This is a genomic window from Haemophilus sp. HN_Hi16, from assembly GCF_049823435.1.
GTDB lineage: Bacteria > Pseudomonadota > Gammaproteobacteria > Enterobacterales > Pasteurellaceae > Haemophilus > Haemophilus influenzae_D.
This window is the reverse complement of sequence record NZ_CP187500.1, coordinates 1,564,499-1,588,202: the sequence shown is the minus strand read 5'-3', so window position 1 is coordinate 1,588,202 and position 23,704 is coordinate 1,564,499. Positions and strand designations below refer to the sequence as shown.

Annotated in this window: 19 protein-coding genes; 5 read left to right on the top strand and 14 right to left on the bottom strand. The window is 38.6% G+C overall.

What is annotated here, in order from left to right; translation table 11 throughout:
• The first annotated feature begins 5 nt into the window (after positions 1-5).
• Positions 6-326, top strand: coding sequence for a stress response translation initiation inhibitor YciH (gene yciH, locus ACPT9C_RS07835; protein WP_005657626.1), 321 nt, complete (start codon positions 6-8; stop codon positions 324-326).
• Positions 327-355: 29 nt separating this feature from the next.
• Here yciH and hda read toward each other — a convergent pair whose 3' ends face one another.
• The 8 genes from hda to aceE form a co-directional block, all read right to left on the bottom strand.
• Positions 356-1,051 carry a DnaA regulatory inactivator Hda gene (gene hda, locus ACPT9C_RS07830; RefSeq protein ID WP_005689548.1) on the bottom strand — a complete coding sequence of 232 codons (696 nt, stop codon included), beginning with the start codon at positions 1,049-1,051 and terminating at the stop codon, positions 356-358.
• A 65-nt stretch (positions 1,052-1,116) separates the two neighbouring features.
• Positions 1,117-2,361 carry a nucleobase:cation symporter-2 family protein gene (locus tag ACPT9C_RS07825; protein WP_050948490.1) on the bottom strand — a complete coding sequence of 415 codons (1,245 nt, stop codon included), beginning with the start codon at positions 2,359-2,361 and terminating at the stop codon, positions 1,117-1,119.
• Between the two features lie 103 nt (positions 2,362-2,464).
• Positions 2,465-3,091, bottom strand: coding sequence for a uracil phosphoribosyltransferase (upp, locus tag ACPT9C_RS07820; protein WP_050948489.1), 627 nt, complete (start codon positions 3,089-3,091; stop codon positions 2,465-2,467).
• Positions 3,092-3,230: 139 nt separating this feature from the next.
• Positions 3,231-5,297 (bottom strand): DNA polymerase III subunit gamma/tau, encoded by a 2,067-nt coding sequence (gene dnaX, locus ACPT9C_RS07815; RefSeq protein ID WP_050948488.1) that lies wholly within the window; start codon positions 5,295-5,297, stop codon positions 3,231-3,233.
• A gap of 11 nt (positions 5,298-5,308) precedes the next feature.
• Positions 5,309-5,851 (bottom strand): adenine phosphoribosyltransferase, encoded by a 543-nt coding sequence (gene apt / locus ACPT9C_RS07810; protein ID WP_014550691.1) that lies wholly within the window; start codon positions 5,849-5,851, stop codon positions 5,309-5,311.
• A 158-nt stretch (positions 5,852-6,009) separates the two neighbouring features.
• A complete protein-coding gene (gene lpdA, locus ACPT9C_RS07805) occupies positions 6,010-7,434 on the bottom strand; it encodes a dihydrolipoyl dehydrogenase (protein WP_005657612.1) in 1,425 nt (474 codons plus the stop codon).
• Positions 7,435-7,565: 131 nt separating this feature from the next.
• Positions 7,566-9,458 carry a pyruvate dehydrogenase complex dihydrolipoyllysine-residue acetyltransferase gene (aceF, locus tag ACPT9C_RS07800; RefSeq protein WP_423717253.1) on the bottom strand — a complete coding sequence of 631 codons (1,893 nt, stop codon included), beginning with the start codon at positions 9,456-9,458 and terminating at the stop codon, positions 7,566-7,568.
• Positions 9,459-9,519: 61 nt separating this feature from the next.
• Positions 9,520-12,180, bottom strand: a complete 2,661-nt coding sequence (gene aceE, locus ACPT9C_RS07795; protein WP_050948486.1) for a pyruvate dehydrogenase (acetyl-transferring), homodimeric type — start codon at positions 12,178-12,180, stop codon at positions 9,520-9,522.
• Positions 12,181-12,479: 299 nt separating this feature from the next.
• Between aceE and mgsA the strand changes: the two genes are divergently transcribed.
• Complete coding sequence (mgsA, locus tag ACPT9C_RS07790; RefSeq protein ID WP_012054689.1) at positions 12,480-12,938, top strand: methylglyoxal synthase; 459 nt, start codon at positions 12,480-12,482, stop codon at positions 12,936-12,938.
• A 144-nt stretch (positions 12,939-13,082) separates the two neighbouring features.
• On the opposite strand, the gene ACPT9C_RS07785 is transcribed toward mgsA, so the two are convergent.
• On the bottom strand, positions 13,083-14,525 hold the full coding sequence (locus ACPT9C_RS07785) for a YdgA family protein (RefSeq protein ID WP_050948485.1): 1,443 nt from the start codon (positions 14,523-14,525) through the stop codon (positions 13,083-13,085).
• Positions 14,526-14,777: 252 nt separating this feature from the next.
• Between ACPT9C_RS07785 and dnaK the strand changes: the two genes are divergently transcribed.
• Together dnaK and dnaJ are read left to right on the top strand one after the other, a co-directional pair.
• Complete coding sequence (dnaK, locus tag ACPT9C_RS07780; RefSeq protein WP_050948484.1) at positions 14,778-16,685, top strand: molecular chaperone DnaK; 1,908 nt, start codon at positions 14,778-14,780, stop codon at positions 16,683-16,685.
• 227 nt (positions 16,686-16,912) lie between these two features.
• Entirely contained in the window at positions 16,913-18,061 is a 1,149-nt protein-coding gene (dnaJ, locus tag ACPT9C_RS07775) for a molecular chaperone DnaJ (RefSeq protein ID WP_048949919.1), read from the top strand.
• An 85-nt stretch (positions 18,062-18,146) separates the two neighbouring features.
• Here the strand turns inward: dnaJ and proA are convergent, their stop codons facing one another.
• Positions 18,147-19,400, bottom strand: a complete 1,254-nt coding sequence (gene proA / locus ACPT9C_RS07770; protein WP_050948483.1) for a glutamate-5-semialdehyde dehydrogenase — start codon at positions 19,398-19,400, stop codon at positions 18,147-18,149.
• 20 nt (positions 19,401-19,420) lie between these two features.
• Positions 19,421-20,083, bottom strand: a complete 663-nt coding sequence (locus ACPT9C_RS07765) for a trimeric intracellular cation channel family protein (protein WP_050948482.1) — start codon at positions 20,081-20,083, stop codon at positions 19,421-19,423.
• A 98-nt stretch (positions 20,084-20,181) separates the two neighbouring features.
• Here ACPT9C_RS07765 and ACPT9C_RS07760 point away from each other — a divergent pair, with 98 nt between their 5' ends.
• Positions 20,182-20,982: a hypothetical protein gene (locus tag ACPT9C_RS07760; protein WP_050948481.1), complete on the top strand. Its 801-nt coding sequence runs from the start codon at positions 20,182-20,184 to the stop codon at positions 20,980-20,982.
• 32 nt (positions 20,983-21,014) lie between these two features.
• On the opposite strand, the gene ACPT9C_RS07755 is transcribed toward ACPT9C_RS07760, so the two are convergent.
• The 3 genes from ACPT9C_RS07755 to ACPT9C_RS07745 all read right to left on the bottom strand — a co-directional run bounded on the left by ACPT9C_RS07755 (position 21,015) and on the right by ACPT9C_RS07745 (position 23,628).
• Positions 21,015-22,211, bottom strand: coding sequence for a Bcr/CflA family multidrug efflux MFS transporter (locus ACPT9C_RS07755; protein WP_061671383.1), 1,197 nt, complete (start codon positions 22,209-22,211; stop codon positions 21,015-21,017).
• 1 nt (position 22,212) lies between these two features.
• The gene (gene rsuA / locus ACPT9C_RS07750; RefSeq protein WP_050948479.1) at positions 22,213-22,911 is read right to left on the bottom strand and encodes a 16S rRNA pseudouridine(516) synthase RsuA; all 699 of its coding nucleotides are present in this window, start codon (positions 22,909-22,911) and stop codon (positions 22,213-22,215) included.
• Between the two features lie 96 nt (positions 22,912-23,007).
• Positions 23,008-23,628, bottom strand: coding sequence for a DUF1919 domain-containing protein (locus ACPT9C_RS07745; protein WP_050948478.1), 621 nt, complete (start codon positions 23,626-23,628; stop codon positions 23,008-23,010).
• Positions 23,629-23,704: the final 76 nt, after the last annotated feature.

Here is a 23,704-nt window from a genome sequence, read left to right as displayed (position 1 = left end):
CATAAATGTCAGATTCTGTTTTAGTGTATTCTACAGATGTGGGGCGAATTAAAGAGGAAAAGGCTTCTGTAGTTCGCCCAAAAGGAGACGGTGTTGTACGTATCCAAAAACAAACAAGTGGTAGGAAAGGTGCGGGCGTATCGGTTATAACTGGTTTAGATTTATCTGACGAGGATTTGAAAAAATTAGCTGTAGAATTAAAGAAACGTTGTGGATGTGGCGGATCAGTTAAAAATGGTATTATTGAAATTCAAGGGGAAAAACGAGATTTGCTCAAGCAATTATTAGAGCAAAAAGGGTTTAAAGTTAAATTATCAGGTGGATGATTAAGAAGGCAACATTAGTGCCTTTTTTGTTATAGGTTTAAAATTTCTTTGACAAAAGGAATTGTGAGATTTCGTTGTGCTTGCAATGATGCTTTATCTAGTAGATCAAGTGCTTCAAATAAAGTATGCATATCTCGTGCTAGTCGTGTAATTAAAAAATTTGCAGTTTCGTCAGATAATTGGAATCCTCGTTGGTAAGCTGTATGCTGTAGTACTTCGACTTTTTGTTCATCTGTTAATGAATTTAATTGATAAATTTCCCCCCAAGTCAAGCGAGAGTTTAAATCAGGTAATTTTACAGAAAGTGCGGAGGGAGATTTATCTGCACTAATTAGTAACAGCGTTTTTCCGCTTGCTTTAATTCGATTGAATAGATCAAAAATAGCTAATTCCCATTCATCATTTCCTATGACGCTTTGTAAATCATCTAAGCATACCAATTCTTGCTGTTCTAAATTTTCAAGAACTGCGGTAGAAAAATATTGAGATTTGCTAAGGGGTACATAAATAGCAGTACGTTGATTGATTAAATATTCGTTACTGAATGCTCTAAGTAAATGGGTTTTACCAGAGCCTTTATCTCCCCAAATGTAGAAAAACGGTTGTTTTAAATCAGATGAATTTTTGCGTAAAGAATCAAGCAATAAAAGATTATTATCGCCGTAAAAGTTTTCTAATGTGGCATCATCAATTTGATGAATGGGTAAGGGAAGCTGTTTATTCAAATGTTTATGTAGTACAGATTAAGTAAGAAAGGGCTAAATGATAATTTAACCCTTTGAAATGAGGATTATTCTACTTCATTTTTTGCTTTCGGTAAAACAAGGTTTAAGATGATAGCAACAATCGCACATAAGCTGATACCTTTTAGTGATACGTTACCCACATCTACAAACATATTGCCGATACCAAATGTCATTACGACAGAAATAATACATAGATTACGCGCTTCGGTAACATCAACTTTGCCACGAATTAAGGTGCTAATGCCCACGACTGCGATTGAACCGAAAACAAGCATCATAATTCCACCCATTACAATCGTTGGAATGGTTGATAGGAATGCGCCTACTTTTCCACAGAATGAAATCGCAATAGCCCAAACAGCAGCCCAAGTCATAATATTGGGGTTAAAGTTGCGTGTTAGCATCACAGCACCAGTAACTTCCGCATAAGTCGTATTAGGCGGACCGCCCACTAAAGAAGCTGCAGCAGTAGCGACGCCATCGCCTAATAAAGTGCGGTGTAATCCTGGTTTTTTTAGAAAATCTTTACCTGTCACAGAGCTAATCGCCATAATACCACCAACGTGTTCTACGGCAGGGGCAATAGCAATTGGTAACATATAAAGAATAGCTTCTAGGTTAAATTCAGGTGTCGTTAATTTTGGCAAACTGAACCAAGGTGCATCAATCACTGGTTGGAAATTAATTAAACCCAGAAACAAACACAAAATATAGCCTGCGGTAATACCGAACATTATTGGAATAAGTTTCATCAATCCTTTGGCAAATACTGCCACAGATAAAGTGGTAAGAAGCGTTACCATTGAAACTAATACCGCATCGTTATACGCATAAGCACTGTTTTTGCCTAAGGACATATCCACCGCAATAGGTGCAAGCCCCATGCCAATGATAATAATTACTGGCCCAACAACCACTGGTGGGAAAAAACGTTGTAGTGCTTCTGCTCCCCGTAATTTTACTAACGTACTCAAGGCGAAATAAACAAGCCCAGTAAACGCTAAACCGCCCATCGTAGTCGCAATACCCCAAGTTTGAACACCATATTGAATGGGCGCGATAAAGGCAAAAGATGATGCCAAGAAAATAGGCACTTGTTTGCCTGTACAAAATTGGAAAAGTAGAGTGCCAACGCCTGCTGTTAATAATGCCGTATTGGAATCAAGGCCTGTAATTAATGGTACAAGAACAAGCGCACCAAATGCGACGAAGAGCATTTGTAGGCCAACGAAAGATTGTTTTAATTTGCTTTGATTTTCCGAAGGAAAAGAAGAAGTTTGGTTTGTCATTTAGTTTCAACTCTCTGTTTGAATTAACTTAAAAGTGCGGTCAGTTTTTCTTGTGTTTCACGCACGGAAAAAAGACGGCTTAAATGCCGTCTTGTTTTGGGGATTATTTTGTCCCAAAAATTTTATCGCCCGCGTCACCAAGACCCGGAATAATGTAACCTTGTTCATTTAAATGGCTATCAATAGAAGCGCAGTAGAGTTCAATGTCAGGGTGCGCAGCCTCAAGAGCTTTAATTCCTTCTGGCGCAGCGACCAATACTAATACTTTGATATGTTTACAACCTTTTGCTTTTAAAAGATCGAGGGTGGCAATCATAGAACCGCCTGTTGCAAGCATTGGATCGACAACAATTGCAAGACGTTCTTCTAAATCGCTGGCTAATTTTTGAAAATAAGGGACTGGCTTAAGGGTTTCTTCATTACGGTAGATTCCCACTACACTGATACGTGCGCTTGGTACATGTTCAAGTACACCATCCATCATACCTAAACCAGCACGTAAAATTGGCACAACCGTTACTTTTTTACCTTTAATTCGATCAATTTCTACAGGGCCATTCCAACTGTTGATCGTTACTTTTTCAGTTTCTAAATTAGAGGTTGCTTCATAGGTTAATAGGCTACCAATTTCTGTTGCCAGTTCACGGAATTTTTTTGTATCAATCTCAGCTTCACGCATCACACCTAGTTTGTGTTTTACAAGTGGGTGTTTTACTTCAACTAGTTTCATTTTCACTCTCCTTTTGACTCTTAAAAAACAAATTGACGAATTTTAGATTAAAAACATACAAAATGGTAGAGTTTAATAAAAATATTCTGATGGTTTTATAAATTTGATAGGGAAATTGTGAGGGGAAAACACAATATTTTTAAACTGGTCGAATACTCTCTACGTCTAATTTTGCATCGAACTCATTGAGTAATATTTGTAGTTTGTTATCTTTTTGCAACTCATTTTGAGCTTTTTCCCGCAATGCTTGGTAAATATTACGGCGATATTCAATTGGCGTCGTGACATTGCTATCATCAAGATTGATTGTTAATCGAATATCTTTACCTTGCAATTTACTTAAAGCTTCAACCAAATTTTTTATACTTCTGTCTTGGCGTAAATGAGATTTTTCTGAATGTAGTCCAAGATTGATTTCATCATCGGTTTTGCTTTGTAAGAAACAATTTAACGCTAATTCTTTGCTAAATCCTGTTACGCCAGAACGTTCAACTATATCTGCCCACTCATCTTGTTGTTGAGTTTGGGTAATGATTTTTGAACGTAATTCAGGCGTAATATCTTTTAAAATCGCCTGTTTTATATCAGAAGGACGAACGCCTGTATCGGCTTTAGCAAGTTCTGGATTGCTCCATTCCCAACGATAGGTGTCAGCACTCAAGATTTCTTGTTCATCTTGAGCAACTTCTGCATTATCATCACTTGAATTTTCTTCTGTGCTATTTTCTTGTGGAGCTTGTGTGGCATTTGGTGGTGATGTTGGTTTTTCTATGTGCTTGGGCTTTGGTTCAGTCATTTCTCGCACGGGAAGTGCGGTCATTTTTTTATGAGATTTTTCTTCGTCCAGTTCTTGGATGTGATGTAAAGTCTCACTTACTGCAGCTAATGATTCAGCTTTGTGTTCTTGACGTTCTTGGTTTTCGAGTTGTGTTAAATGTTCCAGCGCATCTAAAGCGGAAAGGCTTGCCAAATTTGGAATGCTCGTTTTATTTGGTTTTGCTTGAGAATAAGCTGATTTTATACTTTGCGACAGTACTGGCACATCTACATAATTACCAGTATTTTCAACCGCACTTGGCGTTGATGGCGGTGGAGTAATTGTAGTGTTAGCCTTTGGTACTGCCGTAAGGAACTTTGGGTGGAATGCCAATGCCCTCAATAATGTCATTTCTGCTCCAATACGACGATTTGGCGCATTTGATAAATCTTTTCTACCAGAAATGATCACTTGATAAAAAAACTGAACATCTTCTGGAGAGATATGTTTGGCTAAAAATGAAAAATGTTCATTGTTATCTGAAGATTTTTGTGGAAGAAGTTGCATGAGTGCAATTTGATGCAATTTTTCTGCACATTCGCCAAGTAATTTATCCCAATCACCTGCTGCATCTGCAACTCTTTGCAGTGTTCGCATTAAGAGTTCGCCATTGCCTTGGTGTAAGGCGTATAAAATATCAACAGAATAGTTATCATCAAGCAACCCTAACATATTGCTTACAACACTATTTGTAACTTGTCGGTCGCCCATTGCAATGGCCTGATCCGTTAAACTTAAGCTATCACGAATACTTCCTTGCGCCGCTTTTGCAAGTTTAACTAATGCAGGTTCTTCAAAAGGAATATTTTCTTGCGTCAGAATATGGGCAAGATGCTGGGAGATTTGGGTTTCATCTAATGCTTTAAGATGAAATTGTAAACAGCGAGAAAGAATAGTTACAGGTAATTTTTGTGGATCCGTTGTCGCGAGTAAGAATTTTACGTATTCGGGCGGTTCTTCCAAAGTCTTGAGCAACGCATTAAATGAATGACGGGATAGCATATGGACTTCATCGATTAAGTAAACCTTAAATCTTCCCACAACAGGTTTATATTGCACGTTATCCAATAATTCACGCGTGTCTTCAACTTTTGTGCGAGATGCCGCATCAATTTCAATTAAATCAATGAAATTGCCTTGCTCGATCGCTTTACAATTTTCACATTCTCCACAAGGGGTTGCTGTTACGCCGTGAACACAATTTAATCCTTTTGCGAATAATCTAGCAATAGAGGTTTTTCCTACACCACGCGTACCAGAAAAGAGATAGGCGTGATGTAGTCGATTATCTTTTAATCCATTTGCTAATGCCGTGATAATGTGTTCTTGCCCAACGACATCAGCAAATGTTTTTGGTCGCCATTTTCTGGCTAAGACTTGATAGCTCATCGAATCCTTAATTAGTGACCTTCAAAATTGACGAGTGTATGGCAATCAACACCTAAATGATTTAAGCGTTTTTCGCCACCTAATTCAGGTAAATTAATCACAAATGCAGCGTGTTTTACAGTTCCACCTAAACGTTGGACTAATTTTACCGTTGCTTCAACGGTGCCACCTGTTGCTAATAAATCATCAATAATTAAAACATTATCTCCTTGTGAAATTGCATCAACGTGCATTTCTAAAGTATCTTGACCATATTCTAATTGATAAGATTGCGAAATAGTCTCACGTGGTAATTTTTTAGGTTTACGTACTAATTCAAAAGGCAATCCTAAGGCTAAAGCTACCGGTGCGCCAAAAATAAAACCACGAGATTCAGTTCCAAGTACTTTTGTGATTCCTTTGTCTCGATATTGTTCCACAATAAGATCTATTGTTGCTTTAAAAGCTGCTGGAACTTCTAAAAGGGTAGTAATGTCGCGGAAGATAATGCCTTCTTTTGGATAGTTAGGAATTGATTTGATAGAAGATTTAATTAAATCAAGTTGTGTAGTCATAAATAATGCTCAAAAGTGCGGTAAAAAAATAAACGTTTTTAGGACGGTATTTTATCATAAAAAAACAAAAATATAGGAAAATAAAAATCCCCTATTGGGGATTTTTATTTAAGTTTGAATTTACAATTTAAGATTAATTAAAACTTCTTAAATAGAAATTATTTTTTCTTCGCTTTTGCATTTGGAAGGTCAGTGATTGAGCCTTCAAATACTTCCGCGGCTAAACCAACAGACTCGTGTAAAGTTGGGTGAGCGTGGATAGTTAATGCAATATCTTCTGCATCGCAACCCATTTCAATTGCCAAACCAATTTCTCCTAATAATTCGCCACCATTAGAACCAACGATTGCACCGCCCAGTACACGATGTGTATCTTTATCAAAGATTAACTTCGTCATACCTTCTGAACATTCAGAAGCAATCGCGCGGCCTGATGCAGCCCAAGGGAATTTAGCGACTTCGTAGTTTAAACCTTCTTGTTTACATTCTTTCTCAGTTTTACCTACCCAAGCTACTTCTGGTTCAGTATAAGCTATGGATGGAATCACTTTAGGATCGAAGTAGTGTTTTTGTCCCGCAATGACTTCTGCGGCAACGTGACCTTCGTGAACACCTTTATGTGCTAACATTGGCTGACCTACAATATCCCCAATTGCGTAGATATGTGGCACGTTGGTACGCATTTGTTTATCAACGTGAATAAAACCACGATCATCCACTTCAACACCTGCTTTACCTGCATCAATTAATTTACCATTTGGTACACGACCGATAGCGACAAGCACCGCATCATAACGTTTGGTGTCATTGCATGCTTTGCCTTCCATTGAAACATAGATGCCGTCATCTTTTGCTGCAACTGCCGTCACTTTGGTTTCAAGCATTAACTTAAATTTTTTCTCAACTTGTTTAGTGTAAATACCAACAACATCTTTATCTGCTGCAGGAATCACTTGGTCGAACATTTCAACAACTTCAACTTCAGAACCTAAAGCATTGTATACAGTACCCATTTCTAAGCCGATGATACCACCGCCCATAATAAGTAGTTTTTTCGGTACTTCTTTTAATTTAAGCGCATCTGTTGAATCCCAAATACGTGGATCTTCGTGTGGGATAAAGGGTAATTGAACTGGACGAGAACCTGCCGCAATAATGGCATTGTCGAATTTAACAGTCGTTGGGTTTCCATCGCGATCACGCGCAACTAATGTGTGAGAATCGGTAAAAGTCGCTAAACCCTCAACAACAGTCACTTTACGTGCTTTTGCCATTCCCGCTAAACCGCCTGTTAATTTAGCAACAACGGCTTCTTTACCTGCACGCACTTCATCTAGATCAATGCGTGGTTCACTAAAGTAAATACCATTTTTATTAGCATGCTTTGCTTCTTCAATTACTTTTGCAACGTGTAATAACGCTTTAGATGGAATACAACCTACGTTTAAACACACCCCACCTAAGGTTGAATAACGCTCAACAATAACAGTTTCTAATCCTAAATCCGCACAACGGAATGCGGCTGAATAACCTGCAGGACCTGCACCAAGTACAACGACTTGGGTTTTAATTTCTTTACTCATTTTTACCTCGTAAAAACGTTAAAAATATTGACCGCACTTTTACGGTCTTTGTAGTCTTTGTAGGGTGGGCTTCAGCCCACCAAAGATTTCTAATAGATCTCATTAATAGGTGGGCTGAACCCACCTACGGATTACATTACTAAGCGGCGTAAATCTGCTAAAACAGAGCCAAGATAGCTAATGAAACGAGCACCATCTGCACCATCAATGACACGGTGGTCAAATGATAATGACATCGGAAGAATTAAGCGTGGCGCAAATTCTTTACCGTTCCATACTGGCTCCATTGATGATTTAGACACACCGAGGATAGCTACTTCTGGCGCATTTACGATTGGCGCAAAGTGAGTTGTACCAATACCACCAAGACTTGAAATAGTAAAACAGCCGCCTTGCATATCTGATGCAGTCAATTTGCCTTCACGTGCTTTTTTCGACACTTCCATTAATTCACGTGAAAGTTCAATGATGCCTTTCTTGTTTACATCTTTGAATACTGGAACGACTAAGCCATTTGGAGTATCTACAGCAACACCAATATTAATGTATTTTTTCAAGATTAAACGTTGTGCATCTTCGGTAATTGAGCTGTTGAAACGAGGGTAGGCTTCTAATGCTTTTGCCGCTGCTTTCATAATAAACACAACTGGCGTGATTTTTACACCAAGTTTTTGTTTTTCTGCTAATACATTTTGTTCTTTACGGAAGGCTTCTAAATCAGTGATATCTGCTTTATCGAAGTGAGTAACGTGTGGAATTATTACCCAGTTACGATGTAAGTTAGCACCTGAAATTTTGTTGATACGACTTAATTCAACTTCTTCAATTTCACCAAATTTACTGAAATCAACTTTTGGCCACGGCAATAAGCCTAAGCCAGCACCGTTTGCTACGCCATTGCCTGATGCTTGGGCTGTTGCACCGCTTTCATAGGCTTTAACTGCGGTCTTCACATAAGCTTCGATATCTTCTTTAACGATACGACCTTTACGACCTGTACCTTTTACTTTATCTAAGTTTACGCCAAATTCACGTGCTAAACGACGAATTACAGGTGTTGCGTGTGCATAGCCTGTACTTGCTTCTACTTGTTCTTGGCTTAATCCAGATACGTTGTTATTTGATTGAGGTGCTTGTGCAGTAGGTGCAGGAGCTGCTGCCTGTGGTGCTGATGCTGATGTTGCTGCTGCTGGAGCTGTACCTGCTACTTCAAAACGCATAATTAATGAACCAGTTGAAACTTTATCGCCTGATTTCACTAGAATTTCTTTTACCACACCGCCGAATGGAGCAGGAACTTCCATTGAGGCTTTATCGCCTTCAACGGTAATTAAAGATTGTTCTTCAGTGATTGTATCGCCAACTGCGACCATAATTTCGGTTACATTGACTTCATCGCCACCAATATCTGGCACATTCACATCTTTGATTGCAGATGTTGTAGCAACTACAGGCTCAGCAGTTTGAGCAGGTGCTGTTGCAGCAACTGGAGCAGCTGATGCGGTTTCAAATTTCATAATCAATTTGCCAGTTGAAACTTGATCACCGACATTGATTAAAATTTCTTTTACCACACCTGCGATTGGAGCAGGAACTTCCATTGAAGCTTTATCGCCTTCAACATTAATGATCGATTGATCAACTTCAACGCTATCGCCCACTTTAACCATAATTTCAGTAACATTGACTTCATCAGATCCAATATCTGGCACATTTACTTCCACAATAGCTGAAGCTGTTGGTGCGGTAGCAACCACTGGTGCAGTAGGTGCATCAGCTGCTGGTGCAGCACCTGCCGCTTCTAATACAAGCATTGGAGTACCAGTTGAAACTTTATCGCCCACTTTGACTAAAACTTCTTTTACAACACCAGCTTCTGGTACAGGGACTTCCATTGAAGCTTTATCGCCCTCAACGTTAATAATGGATTGATCAACAGAAATAGTATCTCCCACATTTACCATCACTTCTGTTACGGTAACTTCATCGCTACCAATATCTGGAATATTAATTTGTTTTGACATTTGTTTGTTCCTTTTAAAGTGCGGTCAAAATTTACCAAAATTTTAACCGCGTTCTTATCAATTACGCATAAAGCGGATTGATACGATCTACATTTAAGCCAAATTTTACAATCGCATCAGCCACTACTTTATTAGTAACTGTACCTTCTTTTGCTAATTGTGAAAGTGCTGCAACCACCACATAACGAGCATCGACTTCAAAGTGTTCACGTAAGTTTGCACGGCTATCTGAACGACCGAAACCATCTGTACCTAATACGTGATAGTGACGATTTGGAACGAACGCACGAATTTGATCAGCGTAACCTTTCACATAGTCAGTTGAAGCAACTGTTGGTAAATCAGCTAATACTTGAGTAACATAAGGCACACGTTGTGTCTCTGTTGGGTGTAATAAGTTCCAACGTGCCACATCGTGACCTTCACGAGCCAATTCATTGAAAGATGGGGCAGAGAATACATCTGATGTAACGCCATAATCTTTTGCAAGAATTTGTGCTGCTTCACGCACGTGACGCATAATCGCACCAGAACCTAACAATTGAACGTGACCTTTGCCTTTTTTGCCTTCCACTGTTTCAAATTTATATAAACCTTTGCGGATACCTTCTTCCGCACCAGCTGGCATTGCAGGTTGATCCATCACTTCATTTAATGTAGTCATATAATAGAACACATCTTCTTGTTTTTCGCCGTACATACGGTTAATACCGTCTTGCATAATTACAGCGACTTCAAATGCGAATGATGGATCGTAAGTAACGCAATTAGGAATAACGCCAGCTTGAATATGGCTGTGACCATCTTCGTGTTGTAAACCTTCGCCATTTAAGGTTGTACGACCAGAAGTACCCCCTACCATAAAGCCACGCGCTAATTGGTCTCCCGCTGCCCACATTAAATCGCCTACGCGTTGGAAACCAAACATTGAGTAATAAATAAAGAATGGGATCATCGGTTGGTTATTGACAGAATATGAATTTGCTGCAGCTAACCAAGATGCGGTTGCACCTAATTCATTGATACCTTCTTGTAGAACTTGACCATCTTTTGCTTCGCGGTAGTAAGCAACTAAGTCACGATCTGAAGGCACATAGTTTTGACCGTGAGGATTATAAATTCCTACTTGACGGAATAAACCTTCCATACCGAATGTACGCGCTTCATCCGCAATCATCGGAACGATAGTTTTACCAATGTTTTTATCTTTTAATAAGATGTTTAATGCACGAGTAAACGCCATAGTGGTTGAAATACCACGTGGTTGTTCTTCTAATAATGCTTTAAACTCTTCTAATGCAGGAACTTTATATTCAACATCAAATTTAGTACGACGAGCAGGAACATAACCGTTTAATGCTTTACGATGACCATGTAAATATTCATACTCAGGTGTGCCTTCAGCAAATTTAATGTATTCTAATTTTTCTACTTGTTCATCGGTTAATGGTAGTTCAAAGAAGTCACGGAAACCTTTAAGGCTTTCGTAAGACATTTTTTTAGATTGGTGAGCGGTATTTTTACTTTCCGCTTCAGGAATTTTATAACCTTTAACTTGATGGGCTAAAATTACAACTGGTTTCGTTGCATTTTGTGCTTTTACATAGGCTGCATATAATTTTTCGCTATCGTGTGCACCACGGCGTAATGCCCAAATTTCATCATCGGTCATATCTGCTACTAATGCCGCAGTTTCTGGGTAACGACCGAAGAAGTGTTCACGAATATACGCACCATCTTTAGATTTAAAGGTTAAATAGTCGCCATCAACCACTTCCATCATTAACTGAGTTAATTTACCTGAAGTATCTTTAGCGAATAATTTATCCCAATCGCTGCCCCATAAAACTTTAATGACTTCCCAGCCAGCACCAGTAAATAATCCTTCTAATTCTTGAACGATTTTACCATTACCATTCACAGGGCCATCTAAACGTTGTAAGTTACAGCTAATAGTGAAAATTAAGTTATCTAATTTTTCACGTGCTGCGAAAGTTAATGCTCCTTTAGACTCAATTTCATCCATCTCGCCATCGCCTAAGAACGCATAAACTTTTTGATCTTTGGTATCTTTTAAGCCACGGTTATCTAAGTATTTTAAGAAACGCGCTTGATAGATGGCGTTTACAGGGCCTAAACCCATAGAAACCGTAGAGAATTGCCAAAATTCAGGCATTAATTTAGGGTGTGGATATGAAGATAAACCGTCCGTAAAGGCTTCTTGACGGAAGTTATCCATTTGTTCTTCAGTTAAACGACCTTCTAAGAATGCACGCGCATACATACCTGGTGCTGCATGGCCTTGGAAGAAAATTAAGTCGCCACCGTTTTTCTCTGTTGCAGCTTTGAAGAAGTGGTTATAACACACTTCATACATTGTTGCTGCAGATTGGAAAGTGGAAATATGCCCACCTAAATCAAGATCTTTCTTCTGACTGCGTAAAACCATTGCGATCGCATTCCAACGTACTGCTGAACGAATACGACGTTCGATGGCGTGATCACCTGGATAAGCAGGTTGTTCAGCCACAGGAATAGTATTCACGTAATCAGTGGTTACCCCTGTTGGCAATGAAACACCACTTGTGCGTGCTTGACCAATAACTTGCTCAACGATATATTGAGCACGTTCAACGCCCTCTTCACGAATTAATGAATCTAATGATTGCAACCAATCTTGTGTTTCGATTGGATCAACGTCATTTTTTAAAATCTCAGACATAGGTTTTCCTTAATCTGTTTTGAGTGAATATTAGTTTAGACAAGGCTAAACACGAATACGGCAACATTTGCTTTTCACAAACATTTAACAAATCTTGTAAATTTTAGAAGATTTTTTGAGATAAAGATAGTGAATTTTCATCAAATCATCATATCAAATCAGCTTTGGCATAAATAATTATTTGAAAGTGCGGTAATTTTTTCGTGTTTTTTTGTTCGCTAAAATAACCCGTAAAATATTGCATTCCATTGGGCTTTGTTTTAAAGTTTTTTCAAATTTTTTTCAAAAAGGACTCAGCAATGCATACAACCACACGAACCCTCACTCAACACAAACGTATTGCACTAGTGGCTCATGATAGCTGCAAAAAAAATTTACTGAATTGGACGCAAAAACACAAAGAGGCTCTTAAGCCACATATACTTTATGCAACAGGTACGACTGGACATATTTTAGAACGAGAAACAGGTTTAAGCATTCAATCTTTATTAAGTGGTCCGATGGGCGGCGACCAACAACTTGGTGGATTAATCGCAGAAAAGAAAATTGACATGATGATCTTCTTTTGGGATCCAATGAATGCCGCACCACACGATCCTGATGTAAAAGCCCTCATGCGTATTGCAACAGTGTGGAATATCCCTGTTGCTATTAATCAAAGTTCTGCAGATTTTCTTTTAACTTCAGTTTTATTTGAACAAGATGTGGAAATTGACGTGCCAGATTATGAAGGGTATTTAAAAGAGCGTTTAGCTTAAACTGCAACGAAAATTTACCGCACTTTATAGTTGTAGGGTGGGCTTTAGCCCACCAATTAACCATAAAAAATGAATAAAAACGGTGGGCTGAAGCCCACCCTACGATACTGAAAAACGCGAACAAAATTTATCGCCCTGTTTTAGTTATCTCCCAAATCCTCCCATTACAAGAATGAAGAGGATCATTTTCAATTGTTCTTCTGGGATTGGCTTGCCGTTTAGTTTCAATTCGTTATTCTCTAAAGCAAGCGTTAATGTGACGGTTTTATCGGTGTTTACGATAATGCCATTTGCTTCGCCTTCAGCAACTAATTCATCTATTCTGTAAACTAAATCTTGCTTTTGGTTTTCTGGTGTGAATTTAGATAACAATGAAATTGTAGTTTCTTTATTCACATCAAAATTGATGGAAAAATCTTTGAATTGTTTGTATAAGCCACTACGCATTAAATCAAATTTAGGATTTGGCACTAAAGCAATATTCAGATCCAATGCCACTTTGCCTTTTTCATCAGAAATAGAAAGAGGGGAAAACTTAATTTGAGGCTGATTATTCGCAATTTCCATACCTGCTTGTTGTAATTTTTGCACCGATGGTTTAGGTAACGGCATATCTGAATCAGCCTTGCCTATTGCTACTAAAATGTTTAAAAGCTCTTGTAATGCATTGCCATCAATATGGTTGAATTCTACATTGTTGGTCACTTTACCTAAGTTGTTACCGTTAATATGTAATTCATCCAGATTTGTTTTATTGATGATATTTACTGTATCACCCTCAACTTGTGTAGTTAAATTTGTTTGGCTGTTTTTCTGAATAAGAGAGAATTTTCCGCCAGTCTCTGCAGATTCGGTATTTTGCTCAAAATAGCCTATTTTACTATTGATATTTCCACTATAAATAAATGGCCATTTTGTGCTTTGTAGTGAGCCTTGTACGACAAGATCTTTTATTTTAATTGATGAAGCGGTTGAAGCTGTATGATTAGGGACATTTGAATTAAATGCATCTACAGATAGCGTATAATGGCTGGGTTCATTTTTGTCTAAATCAACATTTAATACGACATTTGACCAATCAAGCTCAGCCTTAGATTGTTCATTGTGATATTGCCCCGATGCAAGTTTTAATTCCGCATTACCGTTTAAGGCATAATTCATTGCAAAATTCAGTTGTAGCGGTTTTTCTGATTTTGTGACGTCAAAAAGTGCCTGAGTTGTTGCATTTTTTCCTAACAAGGTTTGGCTTGAGAAAATGGTTGGAACGAAATTCAGTTTTGCCACACGATCAAGCGGCAAAGGCCCGTGATAAAGTATTGATGATAAAGGAATAATGATCGTTTCATTTGCTTTATGAATTTCAATTTGATCTTGAATATGAGACGCAAATAATCCTCTGTCATATTTTATATTTTTATAAAAAATTTTACTTTCTTCTAATGCCTCAGTTTTGGCAAATAGTTGATTTAATTGTTTTAGTTGATGTAAATATTCTTCTTCAGCCTTTTTCCCTGTAAACCATGCACTGGTACACCAAACGGCAGCAAGCGCAACGACTACGCCTGCAGCAATTTTTGATTTTTTCATTTATTTCTTTCCTATTTTAAAGTAAAAATTTTCGCCAAATTTATCACAAATCCCTTTTTCTTGCCTGAAAATTTTTGTTTTCCCCTTGAAGTTCATCATTTGAGACTTATTTTGAAAAACAAGAACGGAAATTACCGCACTTTAAGAAATAAAAAATTTTTAAAATTTTCTCTTGAAATGCGAAGGAATATCCACATCTTAAAACTCGTAATAAATTACCCCGAATTTTAAAATTTTTACTAGGAGTACAAAATGGGAAAAATTATTGGTATTGACTTAGGTACAACAAACTCTTGTGTAGCAGTAATGGACGGCGACAAAGCTCGCGTAATTGAAAATGCAGAGGGTGCGCGTACAACCCCTTCAATTATTGCTTATACAGATAATGAAACTTTAGTGGGTCAGCCAGCAAAACGTCAAGCAATCACTAACCCGAAAAATACATTGTTTGCGATTAAACGTTTAATTGGTCGTCGTTTTGAAAGCGAAGAAGTTCAACGCGATATTAAAATTATGCCTTTTGAAATTACTCGTGCTGACAATGGCGATGCTTGGGTAAACGTAAAAGGTGATAAGTTAGCACCACCGCAAATCTCTGCCGAAGTATTGAAAAAAATGAAAAAAACTGCAGAAGATTTCTTGGGTGAATCTGTAACAGAAGCAGTAATTACTGTTCCTGCATACTTTAATGATGCACAACGTCAAGCAACGATTGATGCAGGTAAGATCGCTGGTTTAGACGTTAAACGTATCATTAATGAACCAACAGCGGCTGCGTTAGCGTTCGGTTTAGGTTCAAGTAAAGAGAATCAAGTGATCGCAGTTTACGACTTAGGTGGTGGTACATTCGATATTTCAATCATCGAAATTGATAACTTTGATGGCGAACAAACTTTCGAAGTATTAGCAACGGGAGGTAACACTCACTTAGGCGGGGAAGACTTTGATAACCGTGTAATTGATTACATCATTGATGAATTCAAAAAAGAACAAAACATCGATTTACGTAATGATGCGATGGCATTACAACGTGTGAAAGAAGCGGCAGAGAAAGCAAAAATTGAACTTTCATCAGCTCAATCTACCGAAGTCAATTTACCTTACATCACTGCAGATGCGACTGGCCCTAAACACTTAGCATTAAATATCACTCGTGCAAAATTAGAAGCATTGGTAGAAGATTTAGTGGCAAGCTCAATTGAGTCACTCAAAACTGTATTAAAAGATGCTGGTAAAGGTGTAAGTGAAATCCACGATATTATTCTTGTGGGTGGCCAAACTCGTATGCCACTTGTACAACAAAAAGTGGCTGAGTTCTTCGGCAAAGAAGCACGTAAAGATGTAAACCCTGATGAAGCGGTGGCAATCGGTGCGGCAGTACAAGGTGGTGTATTAAAAGGCGATGTGAAAGACATTCTTTTATTAGATGTTACTCCATTATCACTTGGTATCGAAACCATGGGCGGCGTGATGACCACTTTAATTGAGAAAAATACAACGATTCCAACCAAAAAATCGCAAGTATTCTCAACAGCAGAAGATAATCAAAGTGCGGTAACCATTCACGTTCTTCAAGGTGAACGTAAACGTGCGGCAGACAATAAATCTTTAGGTCAATTCAACCTAGAAGGTATTAATCCTGCACCGCGTGGTATGCCACAAATTGAAGTAACATTTGATATCGATGCAAACGGCGTAATCAACGTATCTGCAAAAGATAAAAATACGGGTAAAGAGCAACAAATTCGTATTCAAGCATCATCTGGTTTATCTGATGAAGAAATTCAACAAATGGTGCGTGATGCAGAAGCAAATGCTGATGCAGACCGTAAATTTGAAGAAGTTGTTCAAGCGCGTAATCAAGCAGATGGCATTGCTCACGCAACACGTAAACAAATTGCAGAAGCTGGCGACGCATTGAGTGCTGCAGATAAAGAGAAAATTGAAGCTGCAATCGCTGAGCTTGAAACAGCAGCAAAAGGCGAAGATAAAGCAGAAATTGAAGCGAAAATTGAAGCTGTAATTAAAGCCTCTGAACCGTTAATGCAAGCAGCGCAAGCAAAAGCTCAACAAGCTGGTGGCGAGCAACCACAACAATCATCAGCAAAAGATGATGGTGTGGTAGATGCTGAATTTGAAGAAGTGAAAGATAATAAATAATTCACCGCTCTTCTTAACATAAACAAAGGGCGTGGAAACACGCCCTTTTGGTGTATATAAATGATCCCCCTCTTTAGAAAAGAGGGGTTAGGGGAGATTTGATAGCGATATCAAATTTTCTTATGAGCTAAATTTACTTCTGCCAAATCTCCCCCCACCCCTCTTTGCTAAAGAGGGGAGTATGTTACAAGCGGTCAAATTTCTATAAAATTTACAAACGAAACACTATGGCAAAAAAAGATTACTACGAAGTCCTTGGCCTACAAAAAGGGGCGAGTGAGAACGATATTAAACGTGCTTATAAACGTTTAGCGTCTAAACATCACCCTGATAAAAACCAAGGCAGTAAAGAAGCAGAAGAAAAATTCAAAGAAATTAATGAAGCTTATGAAGTATTAGGCGACGATCAAAAACGCGCAGCCTACGATCAATATGGCCACGCAGCCTTTGAACAAGGTGGGGGAGCTGGTGGTTTCGGTGGCGGCTTTGGTGGTGCTGATTTCGGCGATATGTTCGGCGATATTTTTGGCGATATTTTCGGTGGCGGTGGACGTGGTCGTCAGCGCGTTGTTCGTGGCGAAGACTTACGCTATGACTTAGAAATCACTTTAGAAGAAGCTGTAAAAGGTACAACCAAAGATATTCAAATCAATACCCTTGCACATTGTGATAGCTGTGGTGGTTCAGGGGCTGAAAAAGGTTCTAAAGTGGAAACTTGTCCGCATTGCCACGGTTCTGGTCGAATTCGTCGTCAGCAAGGTTTCTTCGTATCTGAAAGTATTTGTCCAAGTTGTCATGGTAGCGGTAAGAAAATTGAAAAACCTTGTCGCAGCTGTCATGGAGAAGGACGCGTTCATAAGAAAGAAAATCTTTCAGTAAAAATTCCTGCAGGCGTAGATACGGGCAATCAACTTCGTTTAGCTGGAAAAGGCGCAGTGGGCGAAAATGGTGCACCAGCTGGCGATTTATATGTGGTCATTCACGTAAGAGAACATCATATTTTTGAACGTGATGGTTCTAATCTTTACTGCGAAGTACCAATTAGCTTTGCAATTGCGGCATTAGGTGGGGAAATTGAAGTGCCAACTTTAGATGGCAGAGTAAAGCTTAAAATTCCTGCAGAAACCCAAACTGGAAAATTATTCCGTATGCGAGGCAAAGGTGTCGCATCTACACGTAGTGGCTACGCGGGCGATTTGATTTGCCGTATTGTGGTAGAAACGCCAGTTAATTTAACCAGCGAACAAAAAGAATTACTTCAAAAACTTGAAGAAAGTTTACAAGGTAAAGATTTAAGTAAACATGCACCAAAATCTTCAGGATTTTTGGACGGTGTGAAAAAATTCTTTGATAACTTGGGTAAATCTGACAAATAAAGATAATAAAAAAGTCCGCTTTTGCGGACTTTTTTATATGCGAATAATCTCTTTCAAAAATTACCGCACTTTTTGTTCAATAACACTATCTGCGGACGGTGTATTCGCCTTCGCAAACCCATTTATAGCTCGTTAATGCTTCTAATCCCATTGGGCCACGAGCGTGAAGTTTTTGGGTGCTTACGGCGACTTCTGCGCCTAATCCAAATTGTCCGCCATCAGTAAAGCGTGTGCTTGCATTCACATAAACGGCAGCGGCATCAACTTGATTGATAAATTGACGGGCTAGGTTTTGTGAGGACGTTAAAATACTTTCAGAATGTTGCGTACCATATTGGCGGATATGCTCAATAGCTGCATGAATATCTTCCACAACAACCACATTCAAATCCAATGATCCCCATTCTTCGTGCAATTCTTTTTCTGTCACTTCGCAGACATTCGCACCCACTTGTTTCAATATATTAAGTGCGGTGGATTTTGCGTGATATTTTACGTTTTTGGCAGCGAGATGAGAGACGAGTTTGGGTAAAAATTCTTCAGCAATAGAACGTTGTACTAACAACGTCTCTAATGTGTTACAGGTGCTTGGACGCTGTGTTTTAGCGTTATCAATAACAAAAATTGCTTTATTTTGATCCGCACTTTCTTCAACGAAAGTATGGCAAACACCCACGCCACCTACAATAACAGGAATAGTTGAATGTTGTTTACACAATTCATGTAAACCCGCACCACCACGAGGAATAATCATATCCACATAGCGATCTAGTTTTAATAATTGCATAACGAGTTCACGGTTTGGATCAGTAATAGCTTGCACTGCAAATTTTGGTAAGTTTGCTTGCTCTAAAGCATTTTGCACAACTTCGATTAGAATCTTGTTAGAAAACTGTGTTTCTTTACCGCCGCGTAAAATCACTGCATTACCTGTTTTAAGGCAAAGACTTGCCACATCAATGGTTACATTTGGGCGAGCTTCATAAATTGTGCCAATGACGCCGAGCGGCGTGCGTACGCGTTCGATTTTAAGTCCGCTATCCAATGTACCGCCATCTATGATTTTCCCCACGGGATCTGCTAGAGAAATAACGTGGCGTATATCATTAGCAATGCCTTGCAAACGTTCTTGCGTGAGCAGTAGGCGATCAATCAAGGCATCAGACAATCCATTTTGTTTGGCAAGTTCAATATCTTTTGCGTTTTCGGCTAAGATAAGCGGTGCTTGTTGTTCGAGTTGTTCTGCTATAATGGATAATGCACGATTTTTTTCAGCAGTGGTGAGTTGAGCCAAGATAAATGCTGCATCTTTGGCTTGTTTACCCATTTGTTCTAACATAGTTATTCCCTTTATTGTATTTATTTCTTTTTATTTGGCAGCTTATCTTGTTCTTCCGATGTGAGTTCTTGGTAATTAAATACTGGCAACCCCCATTCGAAATGAATAGCTAAAATACGTAAAGTAAAGCTGCTAATAAGTGTGAGTAACACGGCAAGCGTATGTTCTACTTGAATTGTGCTTAATGCGTAATAAGTCAGCGTGGCAAATAGTGCAATGCTGGCATAGAGTTCTTTTTGGAATACGAGAGGAATTCGATTGCATAGCATATCGCGTAGAACTCCGCCAAAGGCACCCGTAATACAGCCTGCAATACAAACAATAGTGAGACTATGTCCCATATCCATCGCAATTTGTGCGCCAATAATGGAATACACCACTAAACCCATCGCATCGAGCACCAAGAAAATAGTGCGAAAGTAGCGCATAAAATGATTGATGAACGGTGCAACATATACGGTAATTACTGCCGCACTTGCCACCATTAAAAAATATTCTGGGTGCTTAACCCAGCCGAGAGGATAATGCCCAAGCAGTACATCACGCACTGAGCCGCCGCCAATGGCAGTGACGGATGCGATAATTATCACGCCAAAAATATCCATTTTTTCACGACCAGCCGCAAGTGCGCCTGTCATTCCTTCAGCAGTGATACCGATGATATATAAAATACTAAGTAACATTCATGTACCTAAGTGCGGTTATAATTGGTTTCATTCTACTTTAAAATTTAATGAATTTTTAGCATAATGGCGCATTATTTTTTTCAGACGTCAAAATTATGTCAGAACAATCTTCTAAATATATCGCAGCATTGCTTGCGGTATTATCGATCTCAATGGTGCTTGGCATCGATCTATTTATTTTTTCTTTGCAATCTGAAAAGCAAACAATGCCTAATTTAGGTGTAGGCGTGTTAGTTGCACAGTTAATTTCTTTGTTGGTATTTTATCGCGGCGAAATTTGCCCAGGACAACGTGGTCGTTTAATCAAAGTTAATCTCACTTTTGCCATTTATTGGGCGGTTTGGTTGCTGATAAGCCTATTACAAAATAATCACACGCTTACTAACGTGATGAGCGTATGTGGTCTTTCTGTCGTGTATTTTATTTGGAAACAACCAAAAACTGAAAAAATCCGTAACAGCTTTTTATTGATGGCTGCATTAATTGCGGGTTTAGGTTGCTTGAGTTATTTAATGATTTTTACCGTGCTTCCTGCGAGTGATTTTGCTGAATATAACCCTTTTGCACCGATTTTATCTGGTGTGATTTTAGCAAATCTTTCGCTTGTGATTGCACGTAGTCGTTTGGACGGTTTTATCGCATTGTTGCCCTTAGCCATGATTATATTGCTTGCTTTAAATGCCTTGGCAATGTTTTTATTTTTACTTTTAAATGGCATGGAAAGTGCGGTTAATTCTGAGAGTGTTTTTGCCTACATCATTTATTTTGTTTGCCATTTTGTTATTGCGGCTATTCTGATTCTGCATGGTTTCCAAAAGTGGAAATTATCTGCCAATAGCTTATTTATCCTATTATTTATTGCTGCTTGCTTGCCGTTATGGATGGTATTTGTTTAATAAAGAAAACAATCATTGAGCCGTGGGGATATTTATCCACGGCTTTTTAGATTTCGGCTGGTTAGAAAATAATAGGATAATACGGAAATCGCGACACATGCTCCCATAGTAAAGAGCATTGGGGCAGCAGTATCCATTTTCATTGACGCAACTAAACTTCCCATCATTGCACCCACTGCAAAACGCACGCTACCAATCAAAGAATTTGTAGTCCCCGCCATTTGAGGACATCTTTCTAAAGCTGATGCCATTGCATTTGATGAAATCACAGGGTTTGGACCGATGAAAAGGGCAACGCCAATTGCCATTGACCAAAAGCCGAGATCTAAAAGTGCGGTCAAAATTAGCCACATTCCTGAAATAAATTGAATTGCGAGGGCTATACGTAGCATTGTTTCTGCACCAATTTTGGTGACAAATCGGGTATTCAAAAAGGAAGCAAAGATCATCGTAATGATATTCATCATAAAGAAGTAACCGAACTGTTCGACAGGAATCCCATAAATGCCGATATATACAATCGAGCCTGCGGTGACAAAGGTAAATAATCCGCCAAAGCCAAAGGAGGTGGCAAACATATAACCTAGCACTTCTTTTTGTTTCCAAAGCAGAAGGAAATTGCGAGCGATAATATTTAATCGCAGAGGAATGCGATTTTCTTTTTTATGGGTTTCTGGAATGATGAAAAAGACCAATGTAGCGGCTAGCAATCCCACCAGCGAAATAACGTAAAAAATCGCATGCCAGTGGAAAAATTTAACGATGTAACCCCCAATAATTGGTGCAACTAAAGGCGCAAGCATAAACACTAACGTGATGGTAGACATCACTTTAGATAGCTGATCTTTACTAAATAAATCACGTAATAATGCGCCTGAAAGCACAACTGGTGCGGCACCAAAGAAACCTTGTACGAAACGAAGTGCGGTGAAATTTCCGACTGAATTTATTTCGGTAAGCACCAAAGCTGTTAGCGCGCCTACAATGACACCGAGCAAAATGATCGGTTTTCGTCCAAAGCTATCGCCAAAAGGCCCCCAGAAAAGCTGACCAAATGCCATACCGTAGGCAAAAGAGGTTAGCGTATGTTGTACTTGTTCTGGACTTACGTCGAGATCCTTTGCAATTTCTAAAAAAGACGGCAAATACATATCCACGCCAAAAGGCGGTAGCATAGAGAGAATACCGAGGGTAAGAATAAAGATGAAAGTCGATTTTTGTTGATTCATATTATTTCACTAATCTTTCAATTTCACTTTGAGTTAATGGGCGGTATTCCCCTTCATCTAAGGATTGATCCAACACTACATTACCAATTTTCCAGCGATGTAATCCGACGACTTTATTCCCAAGTGCGGCAAACATACGTTTTACTTGATGATAGCGGCCTTCAGAAATGGTTAGATTTACATTGTAATCATCTAAAATTTCTAATTTTGCTGGTTTAGTGGGTTCTTTTTCTCCGCGTAATAAAATGCCTTCCGCACAAGCTGTGGCATAATTTTCTTCTACGGGATCAGCTAAAGTTACCAAATAGGTTTTTTCACAATGATGCTTTGGCGAAGTGATGCGATGTGACCATTGTCCATCATCGGTAAGCAAGACGAGACCTGTTGTATCCACATCTAAGCGACCCGCGCTATGTAATTTGCCCGCTAAAGGGTAATCAAAAAATTGATAAATTGTTGGATAGTCGCCGTCATCATTAGAACAAACACAACCTTGTGGTTTATTTAACATAAAATACTGACCTTCTTCCACCCAAGTTAATAATTCATCTTCAAAATAAATTTTGTCTTCTTGTGAAATTTGTACCGAGCCACTTTTGACAATTTCGCCATTAATTTTTACCGCACTTTGACGGATTGCTTTCGTTGCTTGAGAACGCGTTAAGCCCGTATTTTCAGCAATAAATTTATCTAATCTCATTATGTTTTCTCTTGTTAAAATTCGCTGGGTATTGTACAGGTTTTTGCTTTTATAACGAAACAAAAAAGGCTGCATTTAATCTGCAGCCTTTATTGATTAAGCTTGATTAAACCACTTCACGTAATCAAATTGATCGTAATATTTTTTTCCATTCCAGCCTGAAAATTCAAAAATATCGCCCACCTGATTTTGCTTCTCAAAGCCTTTTATATAATAAGCTGATTTAAAAGCAGGGTAGGGCTTGTGAGTAAAAATCACTTTATTTTTAAAAGGGAGTTGATCAAAAAGTTGAATGTCTTTTTCGGTCACGCCATCTCGATCTGCCATCATAATAAAAAGATTGTCTAAATTGATGCGTGACGTGCGACGTTGCCATTTTTCATTAGCTTCTTGCTCACTGTGATAGTGCATAAAATGAATTTCAAGATCGGCAAGTTTTCCTACTGGATAATTTTTTTCTGTTTGCACAAATGTGAGAGGTTGATTGAGATAGAAATCCATATTTTGTAAATAACGCAAAAAATCTTGTGGCGAGAGATAGAGATTTACAAAAGGCGAATTAAACGGCTGATGTAAATCGTGCAAGATAAAAGCCCCCACGCAATTGGCAGAAATGACAGTCATACCTTGATTTATTAGTTTATGTTGCAGAGTGCGATTAATGAAAAATCTTTGACATTTATTCACCGCACTTTTAATTTTTTGAAATGGATTCATTTTCTTATCCTTTATGCTTTTGTTGCGAAAATCCTACCTTTTTTGCTGAAAAATGAAAAGTCTAGCTAATGCTTCG